A 16,072-nucleotide genomic window follows, 5' to 3' on the forward strand; every position below is an offset into this window, starting at 1 on the left:
GGTTCCCGGGCGCGGCCCGCGGACAGAGCAAGGCGACGATCAGCGCCGCAGCGCCGATCCAGCCAACAGCGCGCCAAAACCCACCAACAAAGCGCCGAACGCGCGATCGATCCACAGCCGCCAACGCAACAGCGCCGCGCGCACCGAGCCGTGCGAGAACAACAATGCGACCAGCGCGAACCAAACGATATGCGTCGCCGAAACGAACGCGCCGTAGCCGATGCGTTGCGCCATCGGCGTGGCCGGCTGCACCACTTGCAGGAACAGGCTGACCACGAACACGGTGCACTTGGGGTTGAGTGCGTTGGTCAGAAAACCGGTGCGCAGCGCGGCCCAGTCGGACATCGCCGCCACCGGCGCCTGGGCTTCGGCCGCCGCCGGTTCGCGCGAGCGCAGCATCTTCACCCCCAGATACAGCAGATACAGCGCGCCGACGATTTTCAGCGCCGCGTACAGCCGCAGCGATTGCTGGATCACCAGCCCCACGCCCAGCAACGTATAGGCCACATGCACCCACACCCCCAGGCCGATGCCGAGCGCGGTCAGCACGCCGGCACGGCGCGAGAGCAACAGGCTGTTGCGCGAGACCATCGCGAAGTCGGGGCCGGGGCTGAGCACGGCCAACACGGTGATGGTGAGTACGGCTATCGATTCGTGCATCCGCGGCGGGTCGGGTAGGGCGATATCGGGCTAAATTAGGCGGGGTTCTGTCAGGCCGCAAACGATGAAAGATCACCATCAGCATGAGCTGGACTCACGATACCGGCGCGCCGCGCTGCCCCCGCTCGGGGCGCTGCGCTGTTTTGAGGCCGCCGCGCGGCTGGGCAGCTTCACCCAGGCCGCGCGCGAACTGCATCTGACCCATGGCGCGGTCAGCCGCGCGGTGCGCTCGATCGAGGACGCCCTGGCGGTGGAACTGTTCGAGCGGCGCAGCCAGCGGGTGTTCCTGACCGCGGCGGGCGAGCGTCTGCGCGATGCGGCCGGCGCGGCGTTCGATGTGCTGGCGGCGGCCGTGCGCGAGTTGCGCGAACCGCCCGGCGCGCCGGCGCTGGTGCTGTCGTGCGAGCCGACCTTGCTGATGCGCTGGCTGATTCCGCGTCTGCCGGGGTTTCATGCGCGTCATCCTGGGATCGCGTTGCGGTTGGTCGCCGGAGGTGGGCCGGTCGAATTCGACGGCGTCGATCTGGCGATCCGCCGCGACGACTTCGACTGGGGCCGGCGCGTGCACGCGCAGCGCCTGTTCGAGGAACGGGTCGGGCCGGTGTGCAGCGCCGGTTATCGCCAACAACATCTGCAAGGGCAGGGGCGCGGCGCGCGCTGGGACGACGGCGCGGCGCTGTTGCACAGCGCGACCCGGCCCGGCGCCTGGGCCGATTGGTCGCGCGCGGCGCGCCGGCGCCTGCCCGCGGGGCAGAACCAGAGTTTCGAGCACTTCTATTTCAGCCTGCAGGCCGCGGTGGCGGGCGTCGGCGTGGCGATCGGGCCTTGGCAGTTGGTGCGCGACGATATCGACGCCGGGGTGTTGGTGGCGCCGATGGGATTTCTCGCCGACGGCAGCGCGTATCACCTGTTGTCGCCGCGGCCGATCCAGGCCGGATCGGTCGGCGCGCAATTGCTGGCGTGGCTGTGCGAGCAGGCCTGAAGGCGAGTCAGGCCTCGGCCGCAGCTTCCTCGGGCAGCTCCGCGCCGCCGCGGAAACTCGGCGGCAGTTCGCGCAAGCGGGCCACGTCGCGCAACGGCGGCGCGCCGAACAAGCGGCTGTATTCGCGGCTGAACTGCGACGGGCTGTCGTAGCCGACCGCATGGCCGGCGCTGGCCGCATCCATCGCCCGGCCCAGCATCAGCCCGCGCGCCCATTGCAGCCGCAACTGCTTCTGGTACTGCAGCGGGCTCATGCGGGTGACCGATTTGAAATGCGCATGCAGGGCCGAGGTGCTCATGCTCGCGTGCGCGGCCAGTTCGGCCATGTCGAAGGGTTCGCGGAAATGGCGCTTGATCCAGTCGATGGCGCGCACGACATGGCGCAGCCGGCTTTCGCCGTGGGCGATCTCGTGCAGACGCGAGGCTTGTTCGCCCTTCATCAGCCGGTACAGCAGTTCGCGCTCGACCAGTGGCGCGAGCATGGCGATATCGTCCGGGGTATCGAGCAAGGCCAAGAGCCGATTGGCCGCATCCAGCACATCGTCGCCGGCGTCGCTGAGCATCAGGCTCGGGCCGGGCGCGCCGCCGTTGGGTGCGGGCAGGCCCGATTCCAGCCACAGGCCGCTGAGCAGCGCCGGGTCCAGATCGATGCGCAGGCACAGATACGGCTGCTGCGCGCTGGCCTCGACGATCTGGCCGAGAATCGGCACGTCGACCGACACCACCAGATAGCGATTGCGGTCGTACTCGAAGATGCGGTCGCCCAGCATCACCCGCTTGCGGCCCTGGGCGACGATGCACACCGCCGGCCGGTGCAGTTCGTGGATGGCGTCGATCTCGCGGCTGGCGCGGATCAGCTGCACCCGCGGCAGGGCGGTCTGATGCAGCCCGTCGACGCCGGAGTTTCGATCAATCGCCTGGGCCAGGCGCTCGCTGGAGTTCATCGTGTCCGACCTTGCCGTGGGCGCCGAAGCCGGCAGTTTCAGCGGCGTTTCGGCGATAAGAGGATGGTTGCGATGATCCGCCGGAGCGCCGGCGCCGGCAAGCCGCAACCGGTCGGTTTGGAGAATCGTGCAAGAACCCGCGGCGATCGTTCTACCCCCGCCGGGGCCGGAATCCGCATCGTGTCGACCAGGCCGGACGACCCGCGTCCGCCATTCCACCCAGGAGTCCGAAATGAACGTTGCTTCCGCTACCCAAACCGGGGAATTGCAGGGCAAGACCGTACTGATCACCGGCGCCAGCAGCGGCATCGGCGAGGCCACCGCGAGGCTGTTGAGCGAACGCGGCGCGCGGGTGCTGATCGGCGCGCGCCGCGACGAGCGTCTGCGCGAGTTGAGCCAGGCGCTGAACGCCGCAGGCGGCGAGGTGCTTTATCGCCCGCTGGATGTCACCGACCCGGCCGACTTCGCCGCGTTCGTGGCCTACGCACAAGATCAGTTCGGCGCGATCGACGTGCTGGTCAACAACGCCGGGGTGATGCCGCTGTCGCCGCTGAAGGCGCTCAAGCTGGACGAATGGAACCGGATGATCGATGTCAACGTGCGCGGCGTGCTGCACGGAATCGCCGCGGTGCTGCCGTCGATGGAAGCGCAAGGACACGGCCAGGTGATCAACGTCGCGTCCTTGGGCGCGCACTACGTGGTGCCGACCGGCGCAGTGTACTGCGCGACCAAGTTCGCGGTGTGGGCGATTTCCGATGGCCTGCGTCAGGAAAGCGACAAAATCCGGGTCACCACGATTTCGCCGGGCGTGGTCGAGTCGGAACTGGCCGACAGCATCACCGATCCGGCCACGGCCGAGGGCATGAAGGAGTTCCGCCGCATCGCCATCGGGCCGGATGCGATCGCACGCGCCATCGCGTTCGCTATCGCTCAGCCGGCCGATGTGGATGTCAGCGAGGTGATCGTGCGGCCTACCGCCGGTTCGTTCTGAGCGTGAGCTTATGAACGAAGGCCCGCGCCGTTTTCGGCGCGGGCCTTCGTTTTTTGCACATCGACGCGGCCAACCGCAGCGCCGGGTAAGCAAGTGTCAACCGCCGCAGCCACCACAGCCGCCGCAACCACCACCACAGCCGCCTCCGCCTCCGTCGCCACCGCCGCCCCCATCTCCGCCGCCACCGCCGCTGCCCGCGTTGGCGGGCGGCGTGCGGACTTGGTGGTAGTCGGAGAGCGGCGTACCGATCAAGGCGGCGGGGCCGGCGAGGGCGACATAAGTCATCGCATCGTCCGAACCAGCCGATCGCCGCTGGCGAGCGCGGTACAGCTCCCAATGACCGGCGTGGCTGAGTTGTTCGTCGGGCATCGATTGCAGGCGGCTGAAGGTGAACAGCGCGCTCAACACCGTCAACGCGATCAACCATCCGACCGGGTGCTGTCCTTGCAGGCCGATGTAGATCTTGATCAAGCCGAACAGGGTCAGCGCCGCCCATGGAATCATCGACAGCAGGTTGGCGTTGTCGCGCTGTTCGTCGGTATTGATCAAGCCGGCGTCCTGCAACGGCCGGTCCATGCGTTCGTACCGCTGGCGCAAGGCTTCGACGACGCCGGACAAGGTGCGGCGGGTCGCGATCACCTCATCCAGCGTCTCGCGCAGAATCGGCGGCAGCGCTTGCCGTTGCTCCGGCGACAGCGGGCGCGCTTGCAGCCAGACCTGATCCTTGCTCCGCGCTTCGCGTGCGCGCTTGCGGTCGAATTCCAGGCTGACCGCATCGCGCGCAAGCAACTCGGCCACGATCGCGTCGGCGACGCGCTCCGCGCCGCCGGCCAGATACGCCAGCTCCCATGGATCGGCTTCGCGCGAACCGCGCTCGCCGCGATTGAGAGCGCGCTGTTGCAACCAATGGCTGATCCGCGAGGCGGCGAACATCAAGGTCGCGAACCACAGCAAGAACACGGGGCCGCGCCAGTGCAGCGGGTTGAGCTGTTCGGCGTAAGTGGCGATCAGCAGGTAGGCGATCGCCGCGGTTACGATCATCCGCATCGTCCACGGCGAACCCAGCGAAGGCTCGCGGCCGGCGTCCATCGCGACGGCGGGTTGGATCGGCGCGGTCTGCGCAGGCCGCGGCGGCGGCCACAACGGCTGCGGCGGCGGGCCGAAGTAGCGCTGGTAGCTGCGCACGGTATCGGCGTATTGGCGCTGATAGCGCTGCGCCTCGCCGACGCCGCCGCGCGAGGGGATGTGATGCAGCCACTGGCGCAGCACATGCCGGCAGAAGCTCACGTAGCGGCGGGTGTCGGTGATGTGCGCGTGCCAGACCTCATCGACCGCTGGGCTGGGGGTGACCGGGTGTCCGGCGCTGACCGCGAGAAAGCAAAAGCGCAGATACTCCGCGATCGCGGCCTGCGCATCGGTGGCGCTCCACTGCGCCTGGGTGGCCACCCGCAGCACGAATTCGTCGCTGCCGGTCGGGTCGAAGCGGTATTCGCTCAAGCGTTGCCACAGTTGCCGCTGGGTCGTGGTCCATTCGGCGGCGTCCATCGCCGCGGTGTTCGGATCGCTCATGACAATCCTCCGCAAGTCCATCCGTTGAACCGCTGTGCCTTCGCTGGCGCGGGCTAGAACCGTTACCGCCGTACCAGCTTGGCCGGCAAACTACGCGTGCGCCGGACGCGGCGAAATAGCTCGATCGGGTTAGTCCGATGGGCGCGGAGGCAGCGAAAATTTAACGGTGCAATCGCGTTATCCGGATGGATGCGATGAGATCGCGCCGGCGGATGCGGCGCATTTCAGGTTTCAATCGCGGCGCGCCGACGGATCGATCAGCGATGTTCGAACGCTCGCGGCGACGAAGCGAGCGATGGCGGCAAGTTGCCGCTTGGGCCTGCGATAGTCGCGCGGCCCGCGAACGCAGGCCGCGCGCGTTGATCAACGTTCGCCGAACAGCGCGTTGATCTTCGAATAGTCCATCGCCTCGGCGCTGAGCGGTTGCGACAGGCCGTCGCTGAGAAAACCCGAAGCCAGCGCGGCGGTGCGGGCGAACACCGAGGCCGAGATGTCCGAGCCCGCGCTGAGCCGGCGCACGCCCCAATTCTGCAACTCCGACGCCGCCGGCAAGGCGGGGCGGGCGAGCAGATTCAGCGGCAGCCCGGCGCCGGCGGCGATGGCGCGCACCGAGTCCGGATCGGTCAGCCCCGGCACGAACAAGCCGTCCGCGCCGGCGGCGCGATAACGCGCGGCTCGGGCCAGGGTTTCTTCTACGCGCTGCGGCTCCGGCACCAGGCCGCGCAGATACACGTCGGTGCGGGCATTGAGGAACAAGTTCACGCCCAGCCGCGCGCTGGCGCGCTTGATGTGTTCGATCTTCGCGCACAGCAGATCCGGGTCGGAACCGCCGTCTTCCAGATTGATGCCGACCGCGCCGACGTCGATCAAGCCGGACACGGTTTCGGCGACCGCGGCCGGATCGTCGGAATAGCCGCCTTCGGCATCGACGGTCAGCGGCACCCGGATCGCCCGCGCGATGTCGGCGACGGTGGCGACCAGGCGGCGTACCGGCAGCAGGTCGCCGTCGGGATAACCGTGCGACCAGGCCACCCCGGCGCTGGTGGTGGCCACGGCCGCCGCGCCCAGGCTTTCGATCAGCCGCGCGCTGCCGGCGTCCCAGGCGTTGGCGAGCAGCAACAGTCCGTCGCGGTGCAGTTCGTGGAAACGGGTGGCCAGATCGGTCTGACGATTCATCGTGGGGCTCACGGGCGGGAAGGCGAGCAGGATGCCACGCCCCCACCGGTCCGACTCGCCGTTTTCGGCCATCCACGCGCGCCCGCGGCGGCGGCCGGGGGCGTCGCCGCGGCCGGGGTTCGGGCGGGATCGCGGTGCGCGTTCGCCGGCCGGCCCCAGCGCCTGGATCGGATTGTCCCGATTGCCGCCAAAGCGACATTCGACGCCGTTTTCCGGCCATTCGCACGGCCGGTCGGATCGGCGCCGCATGGCTGGGTTACCATTGATTCGCGCCCGCGGTAGCAATTGAGCGTGGTCGTTGCCGAAGTTGTGACCCAGTTCCAGGGTTGCGCCGGCAGTTGCTATCGGTGCGCGTCTTTTCACCGACGTCGATCCGGAGTTTTTGCGGCTTCGGGGCGTCGCTGTTGAGTCAAAGAATTTCGGCGCCTTGCACGGTTGTGGAGCGCCGCGTAGCCTCGCTTGCGTAGGCCGAATGTAGTTTTGGGGACGTTATGACCATCCGTGTATTCATCGTGGACGACCACGCGTTGGTGCGCACGGGTATGCGCATGATTTTGTCCGCGGAAACGGATATCGAAGTGCTCGGCGACGTCGAGAGCGGCGAGGAAGCCTTGCCGCTGGTGCGCAAGCTCAAGCCCGATGTGGTGCTGTGCGATCTGCATCTGCCCGGCGTAAGCGGGTTGGAAGTGACCGAGCGCATCGTCAAGGGCGATCACGGCACCCGCGTCATCATCGTCTCGGTGCTCGAAGACGGGCCGATGCCCAAGCGTCTGCTCGAAGCCGGCGCGTCGGGTTATGTCGGCAAGGGCGGCGACGCCAGCGAACTGTTGCGCGCGATCCGCGACGTGGCGCGCGGCAAACGCTATCTGGCCAGCAACATCGCCCAGAACCTGGCCTTGTCCAATCTCGACGGCGGCGCCTCGCCGTTCGATGAGTTGTCCTCGCGCGAACTGGAAATCGCCTTGCTGCTGGTGCAGGGCTTCCGCCAGGAAGAAATCGCCAAGCGCCTGAGCCTGAGCGCCAAGACCGTCAACACCCACAAGACCCGCTTGTTCGAGAAGCTGACCATCACCGACAGCATCGCGCTGGCGCGTCTGGCGGCGCAGTACGGGCTGGCCGATCCGGCGCATTCGCTCTGAGTCCGAGCGTTTGAACGAGCGCGGGTAAGCGCCGCGCGGTCGCTTCGATTCCCGCTCCGCGCAAACAAAAAACCGGCCGCTTTCGCGGCCGGTTTTTTTATTCGCCGACGACCGATCGCAGCGCGACCGGTCGTTTTGCCTGGATCAGGCGCGGCGTTCGTCCGAACCGCCGTCCTGGTCGCCTTCGCCGTCCTGCGCGGCTGCGCTGGCGGCGTCGCTGCGGACCGGTTCGGCCGGGTGCGGCAGGGTGTCGAACAGGCCGGCGGTGCGCGGGGTCAGCGGAGCGGCGGGCTCGACCGATTCGGCCTCGGCGCTGCTGGCGACCTGCGCGGGCGCGAACTCCGCCGGAGTCGGCGCGGCGACCGCCACGGCGGCGGCTTCGACCGGCAGGCCGATCGAGGCTTCCACGGCCGGCGAGGGCGCGGCGACCTGAGCGGCCGCGGCTTCGCTGCGGCCGAAGTCTTGCGTGCCGGCAACGGTCACGACCGGCTCGACGATTTCCTGCTCGACCACTTCGGCCGTCACAACCTGGGTTTCGACCACAGTGCTTTCGACGACCGCGCTTTCGACTACGGCCGTCTCGACCGAAGTCGCCGTCGCCGATTCCGGCGCGGCTACAGCGGCTGCTTCAACCCGCGCCGGAGCCGGATCGATAGCCGCGGCAATGGCTTCGACGGCGGCGATGGCCGGCTGCACCGGTTCGATCGCCTTGACGGCGGTCTCCACCGGCGCGGTTTCCGCCGGAGTCGCAGCGCCGGCGCCGAACGACAGGTTCGGCTTGGCGAAGCTGCTTTCCGGCGCTTGGAACGAGACTGCCGCGGCCGGTTCGCTGCGCGCCGGTTCGGCATGCGCGGGTTCGGCCTGCTTGGCTTCGGCCGGAGCCGCTTCGGCCTTGGCCGGAGCGACGTCGGCGCTGGGCTTGGCCGGTTCGCCGAACTGCGCGAACGACGGCTTGGCGCCAGTGTCGGCCTGCGCCGACGGCACGAAGGTGCTGGCCGCGGTGGCGACGACGGCGGCCGCGGCCACCGGCGTTGCGACTGCAGGCGTTACGACCGCAGGCGCCGCCGGCTTGGCGTCGTCGTCGAAATCGAACTCCGGCTGCGAGCGGTTCGCGGCGGCCGGAGCCGGGGCGGGTTCGGCGCCGGCTTCGTCTTCGTCGTCGAAACCGTTCTCGTCGGTGCTCTGGCCTTCGCCCAGGGCGCCGGCCTCGCCGTTGCCGCGACGGCGGCGACGGCCACCGCGACGGCCGCGACGGCGACGTCCGCCGCCTTCGCCCGCGCCTTCACCGGACTGATCGGCATCGCCTTCGCGCGCTTCGGCGGTACCGGCGGCGACGGTTTCGGCGACGGCCGCTTCGGTCGCCAGCTTGGGCTCATCGGCGGTTACCGGCGCAGCGATCGGCGCAGCGGCGTTGGCCGCAGCAGCCGCGACCGGCACCGCGGCGGCGACCACGACCTCGGCGGCAGTAGCAGCGGCAGCGGCGTCCTGACGCTGCGGCTTGGGCTCGCGCGGCGGACGCTGCGTCTGCGCGGCGTTGCCCTGCGCGTTGCGTTCTTCGTTCTGCGCCTTGGGCTGCGCGGCCTGATTGGCTTGCGCGTTCTGCTGCGGGTTCTGCTGGTTCTGCTGCTTGGGCTGATTCTGCTGCTTCGGCTGCTGCTGTTGTTGCTGCTGCGGCTGCTTCTGCTTGGGCTGCTGGTTCTGCGCGTTCTGCTGCGCCGATTGCGGCTGCTGTTGCTGCTGCGGTTGCTTGTCGCGACGACCCTGCTGGTCCTGGCGCGCTTCGTCGCGACGGCCGCCATCGCGTCCGCCCTTGCCGTTGTTGCGCTCGTTGCCGCGGCGCTGACCGTTGTTGCGGTCGTTGCGCTCATTGCGGCCGCCACGGCCGTCCTGGTTGCGGCCCGACTGGGCGTTGGCCGATTCCGCCGCGGCCGGCGCCGGCTGCGGGGCGCCGCGGAAGAAGCGCAGGATGCGTTCGACCAGGCCGACCGAGTGGGTCGGGGCGGCGACGGGGGCCGGCGCGGGAGCGGGGGCTGCTGCCACCGCCACGGAGGCTTCGCGGGGTTCCCGCAGCGGGGCGGGCTGGAGCGGTTTGACGTTGGTGACCGCCGGCGCATCCGGAATATTCAGATGGGCCTTGGTCAGCGCATGCACCGGCAGCTTGCGCTGGGTGCCGCGCTGGTAGCTGGGCTTGCTGGTTTCTTCGCCCAGTTCGTTCTCGCGCACCCGGGTGACTTCGTAGTGCGGCGTTTCCAGTTGCTCGTCGGCGACGATCACGATCGGCGAATCGTGGCGCTGCTCGATCTCGGTCAGCGCGCGGCGCTTTTCGTTGAGCAGGAAGTTGGCGATCTCGGTCGGCGCCTGCACCAGCACCTGGCCGGTGTTTTCCTTCATCGCGTGCTCTTCGGCCACGCGCAGGATCGACAGCGACAGCGATTCGACGCTGCGCATGCGGCCGTGGCCGTCGCAGCGCGGGCACACCAGCTGGCTGGACTCGCCCAGCGACGGGCGCAGGCGCTGGCGGCTGAGTTCGAGCAGGCCGAAACGCGAGATCCGGCCGATCTGGACCCGCGCGCGGTCCTGCTTGAGCGCGTTCTGCAGCTTGTTCTCGACCTCGCGCTGATGGCGGTTGGACGACATGTCGATGAAGTCGATCACCACCAGGCCGCCGAGGTCGCGCAGGCGCATCTGGCGGGCCACTTCCTCGGCCGCTTCCAGGTTGGTGTTGAACGCGGTTTCCTCGATGTCGCCGCCCTTGGTGGCGCGGGCCGAGTTGACGTCGATCGCGGTCAGCGCTTCGGTCTGGTCGATGACCAGGGCGCCGCCGGAGGGCAGGCGCACGGTGCGCTCATAGGCGTTTTCGATCTGCGATTCGATCTGGAAACGGTTGAACAGCGGGGTCTCGTCGGCGTACTTCTTCAGCTTGCGCAGGTTGTGCGGCATCACCTGCTCGACGAACTCGCGCGCTTCGGCGTACATCTCGTCGGTATCGACCAGGATCTCGCCGATGTCCGGACGCATGTAGTCGCGCAGGGCGCGGATGATCAGGCGCGATTCCTGGTAGATCAGGAACGGGGCCGGCTTCTTCAGCGCCTCGTCGGTGATCGCCTTCCACACGCTGACCAGGTAATCCAGGTCCCACTGCAGCTCTTCGGCGTCGCGGCCGACGCCGGCGGTGCGGATGATCACGCCCATGTCGTCGGGGATGTTGAGCTTGTCCATCGCCTCCTTGAGGGCGGCGCGGTCGTCGCCCTCGATCCGGCGCGAGACGCCGCCGGCGGTGGGCGAGTTGGGCATCAGCACCATGTAGCGGCCGGCCAGCGAGATGAAGCTGGTCAGGGCGGCGCCCTTGTTGCCGCGTTCTTCCTTGTCGACCTGGACCACGATTTCCTGGCCTTCGCGCAACAGCTCGCGCAGGCCGGCCTTGTTGTGGTCGACGCCGGGCTGGAAATAGTCGCGGGAGATTTCCTTCAGCGGCAGGAAGCCGTGGCGGTCGGCGCCGTAATCGACGAAGGCCGCTTCCAGGGAAGGCTCGAGCCGGGTGATGCGGCCCTTGTAGATGTTGGACTTCTTTTGTTCCTTGGACGGCTGTTCGATGTCGATGTCGTACAGGTTTTGGCCGTCGACGATAGCGACCCGCAGTTCTTCCGCCTGCGTCGCGTTGATCAGCATGCGCTTCATTGTTGCGTTCCTCGCGCGCTCTACCGCGCGGAACGCCATGGCGTTTCGCAATCTGGGAACACAGGCGCCACCGTCGCGAACGTCGGCCGCAACGAATGCGGGCCGCCCGCGCGCCGGCGAGGCCTCCACTACCAGCGCTACATCACCACGGCACGCCGCGGGAGCGCTTCTTACTCATTCCAAAACTTTCGGGCCGGCGACGCGAACGTCGCACGGGGCGGGGCGGCGACGGTTTCGGACCGGCTCAATCGAGCGTCAGGCCCTGGCGTCGCACTGGTGTCCATCGCGATGGTTTGACCCATCGGGCGAAGGCCGGTTCCGCCGGTCCGTCGCTGCTAACATGGCTACCCCGTGGGCAGTGGTTAGACGCGGACCGGAATCGCGGGAGGGGCTTTCGGCCCCGTACCGGGCCGCACGCTTGTCAGGCGTTATGGCTGGTACAACTCCCTGCGAAATCAAAACCTTATCTCGCGTCGCGAGTGTAACAGATAACACTACGGGATGACCCAGTCAGCAAACTCCGGCAATGCCGGCGCGCGCCTCGTGCGCGTGCCCGAGGACCGCGACGGCCAGCGGCTCGACAATTTCCTCCTCGGCCAGCTCAAGGGCGCGCCCAGGTCGTTGATCTATAAGCTCGTGCGTTCGGGCCAGGTGCGCGTGAACGGCGGCCGGGCCAAGGCCGAGCGCAAGCTCGAGGCCGGCGATGAGGTGCGGATTCCGCCGGTTCGTCTCACCGAGGCCGGCGACAAGCCGACCCCGCCGAAGGGGTTCATGGACGCGCTGGACGCGGCGATCGTGTTCGAGGACGCGCGCCTGCTGGCCCTCAACAAGCCCTCCGGCGTGGCCAGCCACGGCGGCAGCGGGATCAGCTTCGGCGCGATCGAGACCCTGCGCGCGCTGCGTCCGAACCAGACCCTGGAACTGGTGCACCGGCTCGACCGCGACACCTCCGGGCTGCTGATCGTGGCCAAGAAGCGTTCGGCCCTGACCGAGATGCAGGCGCTGATGCGCGAGGACCGCGCCGTCACCGGCGGAGGTATCGCCAAACGCTACCTGGCGCTGTTGACCGGGCGGATGCCGGACGGGGTGATGAGCGTGGACGCGCCGCTGCATATCGGCCTGCGCCAGGGCGGCGAGCGGCATGTGCAGGTGCACCGCGACGGCAAGGAGTCGCTGAGCCACTTCAAGGTGCTCGAACGCAAGGGCGGGCAGTCGTATTGCGAGGTCCGGATCGAAACCGGCCGCACCCATCAGATCCGCGTGCATGCCCAGCACATCGGCCATCCGGTCGCCGGCGACGACAAATACGGCGAGGCCGAGGTCAACAAAAAGCTGCGCGACCAGTTCGGCCTGCGCCGGCTGTTCCTGCACGCCTCGACCCTGGAATTCGCGCTCGACGGCGGACGCGAGCCGTATCTGCTCAATGCGCCGCTGGCGCCGGAGCTGATCGAAGTGCTGGACCGGCTGGGCTGAGCCTCGCCGGGCGAGGGATCAGTCGATCTTGAAGCGCGCCGGCGCGATCGGGCGGCCGTCGATCGCGATGTCCAGCCGGTAGCTGCCGGCGACCGTTCCGGCCGGCAGCAGGAAGCGCGACTGCTGGCGCGTCCTGGACGGGCGCAGGCTGCGGCGTTCTTCGCGAATCGATGCTCCGGCCTGGCCGTTGGCGGCTACGGACCGCCAGTTCGCCACCACCAAAGTCGGAACCAGGGCGTATTGGGCGAGCTGGGCCTCGATCGGGTCGCTGGAGGCGAACTGTGCGCTGGCCTTGTCGCTGCCGAGCTTGCGCAACTCGATGCTCGGCGCGCAGTACTCGGGCGGCGTCGCGGGCAGGACGAAGTCCACCGGCACTCGCAGTCTCGATGCGACCGGCGAGCCGCCGCGGATTTCAGGATCGAAGCGCCAATGGCGGGTGGCTTCGAGTGCGGCGCGGTCGAGCAAGGGCTCGCGGCTGCTGCGTTCGATCCGCTTGTCGAAGAGTGTGCCTTCGGAGTCCAGGCTCAAGACCATCACGACGGTGCCGTGGATGCCCGCGCAGACGGCCGATGGCGGGTATTTCGGCAGCCCGTTGTTGTAAGCCTTCGATGGCCTGTCGCGCTTGTGCGGCTTGATAGCGGGCGGGCGGCGCGGCGACGGCGGCAACAGGTCCGAGCCGCTGGTAGGTTCCAGCGCCGGAGGTTCGGTCTGGCCGTAAACCTCCGGGGCGCCCGCGAAAGCAGCCGGCAACAGCAGCGACACGGCGCTCATGCGGCGGAAATTCGACATCCCGGACGACTCCCCTCGAGCCGGTTAGCGAATGCGGCGGTTGTCGGCTTAGCCCGGTCCGCAATGCTCGGGGCGTTCGGCCGGCGGATGGAAGGTCACCGGCACCTGGATATCGGTGGCCACCGGCTTGCCGTTGCGGGTCGCCGCTTCGAAGCGCCAGCGCTGCACGCCCTTGACCGCGGCGTTGTCCAATGCCGGGGTCTTGCTGCTGGTCAGCACGTTGGCCTTGGTCGGTTTGCCTTCCGGGCCGACGGTGAGTTGCAGCACCACCTTGCCGCCGATCTGGTCGCAGCCGATTTCCTGCGGATACTCCGGCGGCGGCGTGTCGACCGCGCGCAGCGGGGTCGAGGGGATCACCGGTTCGTCGGCCGGGCGCGGGCCGCAGCCGGCGAGCGTCGCCGCGATCAATCCGGCGGCCAGCGCCGTCGGCAGGCGCAACGATGCGGAGACGGGATTACGGCCACTGGATGCGTTCATGGTGATCAACCTGTCAGGGCTTCGGCCTTGGCCGCGCAGATGAAGTCGTTCTCGCTCAGACCGCCGACGTCGTGGGTGGAGTAACGCACCACGCAGCGGTCGTAGTGAACGCCTAGGTCGGGATGATGATCCTCGCGATGGGCCATGAAGGCCAGTGCGTTCACGAACGCCATCGTCCGGTAGTAGTCGTCGAAGCGGAAGGTCTTGGTCAGGGCGTGGCCGTCCTCGGCCAGTTCCCAGCCCGGCACTTCCGGCAGCAGCTCGCGCACGCGCGCTTCGCTGAGACGGTGTTCGCTGCCGCGCAGGGCCGCGCAATGGGCTTGCGAGAGGGGGATCAGATCGTTCATGCGGGTACTCCTGGCGGCCCGGCGTGGCGGCCGCGGCGTTGCGTCGGCGCCGGCGGCCGATTCCATGAACGGAATCGTATCGCCGACGGTCGTAGGATGCATGCGCGACATAAGGCCGCGCCGACCCCGGTAGAATAGCCCGATGATCAACATCTCTGAATCCGCCCAGGCGCACTTCCGCAAACTGCTCGAACGCGAGGCCCTGCCGGGGCTCGGCGTGCGGCTGTCGGCGGTGCACGCGGGCACGCCGCGCGCCGACGTGCGCCTGGAGTTCGCCGAGCCGGCGGATCTGGCCGGCGACGAGTGGGCGGTGGACTGCGAAGGCTTCACCTTGTGGTTGAACGCCGACAGCGTGCAATACCTGGACGGCGCCGAGATCGACTACGAGCACAAGGCCACCGGCGGCCAGCTGCAGATCCGCGCGCCCAAGATCAAGGGCGAGGCGCCGGCCGATTCGGCCTCGCTGGTCGAACGCGTGCGCTGGGTGGTCGAGCACGAGGTCAATCCGCAACTGGCCCAGCATCGCGGCAGCGTCTCGGTCCAGGAAGTCACCGCCGACGGCGTGGTGGTGCTGCGCTTCGGCGGCGGCTGCCACGGCTGCGGCATGGCCGATGTGACCCTCAAGCAGGGCATCGAAACCACGTTGATGAGCAAGGTGCCCGGGGTGACCGCGGTGCGCGACGCCACCGATCACGACACCGGCAACGCGCCGTACATGCCGCGCGATACCGCGGCCTGATTCGGGCGCGGCGCAGCCCATGCCCACCGCCGCATCGATCATCGAGGCCCTGCAGCGACGCTTGCGGCTCTCGCTGCGACGCGACTCGCTCACGCCCGGCCAGTTTCCGCCGGGCTGGCAATCGTGGCTGGACGCGATGAGCGGGCAGGTCGGTGCGGTCACCGGCGCCACCTCCGAGGCGATGGTCGCCGCGCTGGCGCAACGCCCGTTGACCTCGCCGCCGCCGCGCGCGCGCTCGTTGAGCCGCTGGCAGGCGTTCGCCACCTTGTGGCGCCAGCAATGGACGCCGCCGGAGCGCGAGGAACGCGGCCTGCGCTGGGCCGCCGGCATCGTTTCGCTGCTGTGGCATATCCTGTTCGGCGGCTTGCTGATCTGGCTGATGTATCTGCAGTTCTTCGCCACCCGGCCGCCGCCGCAGGGCGAAAACGTCACCATGATCGAGTACATCGGCCGGGGCACGCCGAAGGAACCCGGTGGCGGTCAGCAACAGCCCAGCGATCAGCCGCAGACCGAACCGGCCCCGCGCACCGCCGAAGCTTCGCCGCAACCGGCGCCGCCGCAGGCCGCGTCGACGCCGCCGCAGGTGTCGGTCGCCGCGCCGCCCGCGCCTGAGTTGCAGGCGCCGCTGCCCGAGGTCGCGCAGCGCGACGTGCCCGAGCCGCAAATTCCGCCGCCGACGGTCGAGCAACCGGTGATGGTGAGCAAGGCGGTGCCCGATTCGCCGCAGATTTTCGTGTTGCCGCCGACCCGCAAGCGCGTCGACGACAGCTTGCGGGTGCCGCAGATCGAATCGGCCGCGCAGCCGCTGCGGACCGTCGACGTGCCCGCGCCGGTGCAGCCGCCTTCGCGCGAACTGCCGCAGCGCGAGATCGCGATGCCGACCGTGTCGGCGCAGCAGCGCGAGGTGGCGGTGCGCGAGATTCCGGCGCCGTTGCCGCAATTGCCGGTGCGCGAATTGCCGACCCGGCCGATCGAAACGCCGCAACTGCGCAGCGCCACCCCGCAGGTGCGCGTGGCCGAAATTCCAACGCCTTCGGTTCCGGCGCCGGCACCCGCCACCACACCAGCGCCCGCCACCGCGCCCGCGACTGCGCCTGCCGCTCAGCCCA

At 68.8% G+C, this 16,072-nt stretch carries 13 protein-coding genes and 1 pseudogene; 6 read left to right on the top strand and 8 right to left on the bottom strand.

Annotated features, from left to right (window positions below; all coding sequences use genetic code 11):
- Positions 1-39 precede the first annotated feature (39 nt).
- Positions 40-660 (bottom strand): LysE family transporter, encoded by a 621-nt coding sequence (locus V7787_RS38895; protein ID WP_336092907.1) that lies wholly within the window; start codon positions 658-660, stop codon positions 40-42.
- A gap of 64 nt (positions 661-724) precedes the next feature.
- On the opposite strand from V7787_RS38895, the gene V7787_RS38900 reads away from it, so the two are divergent.
- Positions 725-1,642 (top strand): LysR substrate-binding domain-containing protein, encoded by a 918-nt coding sequence (locus V7787_RS38900; RefSeq protein WP_336092908.1) that lies wholly within the window; start codon positions 725-727, stop codon positions 1,640-1,642.
- A gap of 7 nt (positions 1,643-1,649) precedes the next feature.
- On the opposite strand, the gene V7787_RS38905 is transcribed toward V7787_RS38900, so the two are convergent.
- Positions 1,650-2,585: an AraC family transcriptional regulator gene (locus V7787_RS38905; RefSeq protein WP_336092909.1), complete on the bottom strand. Its 936-nt coding sequence runs from the start codon at positions 2,583-2,585 to the stop codon at positions 1,650-1,652.
- Between the two features lie 232 nt (positions 2,586-2,817).
- On the opposite strand from V7787_RS38905, the gene V7787_RS38910 reads away from it, so the two are divergent.
- Positions 2,818-3,576: an SDR family oxidoreductase gene (locus V7787_RS38910; RefSeq protein WP_336092911.1), complete on the top strand. Its 759-nt coding sequence runs from the start codon at positions 2,818-2,820 to the stop codon at positions 3,574-3,576.
- A 96-nt stretch (positions 3,577-3,672) separates the two neighbouring features.
- Here the strand turns inward: V7787_RS38910 and V7787_RS38915 are convergent, their stop codons facing one another.
- Together V7787_RS38915 and V7787_RS38920 are read right to left on the bottom strand one after the other, a co-directional pair.
- Positions 3,673-5,145 carry a TIGR04222 domain-containing membrane protein gene (locus V7787_RS38915; RefSeq protein WP_336092913.1) on the bottom strand — a complete coding sequence of 491 codons (1,473 nt, stop codon included), beginning with the start codon at positions 5,143-5,145 and terminating at the stop codon, positions 3,673-3,675.
- 363 nt (positions 5,146-5,508) lie between these two features.
- Complete coding sequence (locus V7787_RS38920; RefSeq protein ID WP_336092915.1) at positions 5,509-6,321, bottom strand: isocitrate lyase/PEP mutase family protein; 813 nt, start codon at positions 6,319-6,321, stop codon at positions 5,509-5,511.
- A 491-nt stretch (positions 6,322-6,812) separates the two neighbouring features.
- On the opposite strand from V7787_RS38920, the gene V7787_RS38925 reads away from it, so the two are divergent.
- On the top strand, positions 6,813-7,460 hold the full coding sequence (locus tag V7787_RS38925) for a response regulator (protein ID WP_336092917.1): 648 nt from the start codon (positions 6,813-6,815) through the stop codon (positions 7,458-7,460).
- A 144-nt stretch (positions 7,461-7,604) separates the two neighbouring features.
- Here the strand turns inward: V7787_RS38925 and V7787_RS38930 are convergent, their stop codons facing one another.
- Entirely contained in the window at positions 7,605-11,138 is a 3,534-nt protein-coding gene (locus tag V7787_RS38930) for an Rne/Rng family ribonuclease (RefSeq protein ID WP_336092918.1), read from the bottom strand.
- 501 nt (positions 11,139-11,639) lie between these two features.
- On the opposite strand from V7787_RS38930, the gene V7787_RS38935 reads away from it, so the two are divergent.
- On the top strand, positions 11,640-12,611 hold the full coding sequence (locus V7787_RS38935; protein WP_336092920.1) for an RluA family pseudouridine synthase: 972 nt from the start codon (positions 11,640-11,642) through the stop codon (positions 12,609-12,611).
- A gap of 18 nt (positions 12,612-12,629) precedes the next feature.
- On the opposite strand, the gene V7787_RS38940 is transcribed toward V7787_RS38935, so the two are convergent.
- From V7787_RS38940 to V7787_RS38950, 3 genes are all read right to left on the bottom strand, one after another.
- The gene (locus V7787_RS38940) at positions 12,630-13,373 is read right to left on the bottom strand and encodes an energy transducer TonB (RefSeq protein WP_336092922.1); all 744 of its coding nucleotides are present in this window, start codon (positions 13,371-13,373) and stop codon (positions 12,630-12,632) included.
- 75 nt (positions 13,374-13,448) lie between these two features.
- Complete coding sequence (locus tag V7787_RS38945; RefSeq protein WP_336092924.1) at positions 13,449-13,877, bottom strand: energy transducer TonB; 429 nt, start codon at positions 13,875-13,877, stop codon at positions 13,449-13,451.
- Between the two features lie 5 nt (positions 13,878-13,882).
- Positions 13,883-14,224, bottom strand: coding sequence for a 4a-hydroxytetrahydrobiopterin dehydratase (locus V7787_RS38950; protein WP_336092925.1), 342 nt, complete (start codon positions 14,222-14,224; stop codon positions 13,883-13,885).
- 142 nt (positions 14,225-14,366) lie between these two features.
- On the opposite strand from V7787_RS38950, the gene V7787_RS38955 reads away from it, so the two are divergent.
- Both V7787_RS38955 and V7787_RS38960 read left to right on the top strand, forming a co-directional pair.
- Positions 14,367-14,963 (top strand): NfuA family Fe-S biogenesis protein, encoded by a 597-nt coding sequence (locus tag V7787_RS38955; RefSeq protein ID WP_336092926.1) that lies wholly within the window; start codon positions 14,367-14,369, stop codon positions 14,961-14,963.
- 19 nt (positions 14,964-14,982) lie between these two features.
- A pseudogene (locus tag V7787_RS38960) lies at positions 14,983-16,072 on the top strand (hypothetical protein); the annotation flags it as partial.

This window comes from Pseudomonas sp. CGJS7, from assembly GCF_036961695.1.